Genomic DNA, 2,086 nt, shown 5'->3' with positions numbered 1-2,086 from the left:
TTTTTGTTGCTCAGGTACTTAAAAAAAATATTTTATAATAGTGTTGCGGAATTAAGGAAAATCTACTTTACCTGTTATTCCTGATTTTATTTGTCCACCAATTTTCATTAGAAAAGTTTTTATTTCTTCTCTTTCTATTGAAAAGTTGCCCGTAATAACTATTCCTTTTCCTATTAAATCAATGTTTTCAAGTTCGTTTTGAGTTATTTGATAATTTGATAAATGCTCTTCATTTTCTTCTAAAACATCTTCACTTGGTTGATTGAAATAATTATTATTTGTTTTAGGCTGGTCATCAATTTTTCTTATTAGTTCTTGATAACTTGGATACTTGTCAGTCAATTCGCCAAATATTAAAGCACAAAGTTTTGCATCGAATTCTGGGTCGTGATGATTTGTTACTTCTAAGTCCAAACTCTCTGCTAAATCTTTTATTTTTTTAGGCATCCCAAGTTTATCTGCAAATAACATTGTGTCAATATAACTTATGACATATGGTTTTAAATTATAATGTTCATATAGATTTTTCTGATTATCCGTTTATGCACCTGTTATATTCGCAATTACTAGTCTGTCAAAGAGTTTGTCTCCAAAATACCGTCTGTTTAATTTGTAAATAAACTCGTTGAGATACAACTGTAAGTATTTCCTTTTGATTTTATGGTAGTTGCCCAGCAATGTCCGTTTTGCATTACTGATTGCGATATGCACCCATTTGAGTGTTTCCTTGGTGGTTTTGGCGTCTGATTTCTCGGTGACGTGCAATTCCACCAGATCGGAGATGTCAACGTAAGAAGTGCTTTTGTCCGAAAATACGATGGCATCATCCTCCATGCAGTCCCTGACCACGCCGTTGATTCCTTCACTTTGATGGCTATCCAGTACCCTGGCCTTGAAATAACGCACATGCTTCTCCTTTTTGCCCGTTTCGATATCTTCCAACGGGGTGCTTTCGGCCATCACCGCAACGTTCTGCTTTCCCTCGGCTCCCCGGCCACGTGTACCCTTGCCTCGCTCGATTTCCTTACTGGCCACCGAAAAGTTAACGAATTCTTGCGGTTTCTTTCAGCGCCGCCAATACCGCCAGCCCGTCGCGCAAGGGGCGCGGCTCGTGTGTGCGGATGAAGTCAGCTCCACCTGCGGCGGCGGCAAGCTCTGCAGCGAGTGTCGCGGCCCCGACATCCCCCGGACCACGGCCTGTGAGCGCGCGCAGAAAGGATTTGCGCGAAACAGACAGAAGCACCGGCAAATCGAAGCGCAGCCGCAATTCATCGAACCGCGCCAGCACCGAGAGCGAGGTTTCGGGAGCAGCCCCCAGAAAAAACCCCATGCCGGGATCAAGGACAAGGCGGTTGCGTTTGATACCGGCACCCGTCAGCGCCGCGATGCGCGCGTCAAAGAACGCCGCAATGTGATCCATGATGTCGCCAGCGGGTGCCTCGCGCCGATCTGCCTGCCCGTCTTGCACCGAATGCATAACGACGAGTTTGGCAGATGATTTCGCCAATTGCGGATAGAACGCAGCGTCTGGAAAACCGCGAATATCATTGAGATAGGCCACACCACGCGACAAGGCATAGGCTTGCGTCGCGGGTTGATAACTGTCGAGCGAGACGGGAATGCCATCTGCCTTGAGCGCGTCCAGCACCGGCGCGATACGCGCGATTTCTGTGTCGGACGAAACAGGCGCGGCGTCGGGATTGCTGGATGCCGGACCGAGGTCGATCACATCTGCCCCCTCGGCCATCAGCTTACGCGCCTGCGCAATGGCTGCGTCTGGCGCCAGATACCGGCCTCCATCGGAGAAACTGTCCGAGGTTATGTTGACGATGCCGAAAATGATGAGCGATTTATTCATGGGGGCTTCTATAATAATACCTAAAATCCGCAGGTAGTTAATTAGGATGTTTAAAGATTCTGATTATCCGTTTATGCACCTGTTATATTCGCAATTACTAGTCTGTCAAAGAGTTTGTCTCCAAAATACCGTCTGTTTAATTTGTAAACCTTAATTCCGCAACACTATTATAAACCTTAATTCCGCAACACTATTATAAAATATTTTTTTTAAGTACCTGAGCAACAA

General features: G+C 45.6%; 2 protein-coding genes and 1 pseudogene. All 3 read right to left on the bottom strand.

The annotated features are described in order from the left end of the window. Nucleotides 1-51: 51 nt before the first annotated feature. Nucleotides 52-471, bottom strand: a complete 420-nt coding sequence (locus DXD65_RS20830; RefSeq protein WP_233556173.1) for a hypothetical protein — start codon at nt 469-471, stop codon at nt 52-54. A gap of 69 nt (nt 472-540) precedes the next feature. Then, nucleotides 541-1,041, bottom strand: a pseudogene (locus DXD65_RS20825) (IS1595-like element ISBbi1 family transposase); the annotation flags it as partial. A 1-nt stretch (nt 1,042) separates the two neighbouring features. Next, nucleotides 1,043-1,858: a sulfonamide-resistant dihydropteroate synthase Sul2 gene (sul2, locus tag DXD65_RS20820; protein ID WP_001043260.1), complete on the bottom strand. Its 816-nt coding sequence runs from the start codon at nt 1,856-1,858 to the stop codon at nt 1,043-1,045. Between the last annotated feature and the right edge of the window lie 228 nt (nt 1,859-2,086).

Origin of the sequence: Bacteroides sp. 4_1_36 (genome assembly GCF_003466325.1) — a bacterium.
GTDB lineage: Bacteria > Bacteroidota > Bacteroidia > Bacteroidales > Bacteroidaceae > Bacteroides > Bacteroides uniformis.
This window is presented reverse-complemented; position numbering and strand designations above follow the sequence as displayed.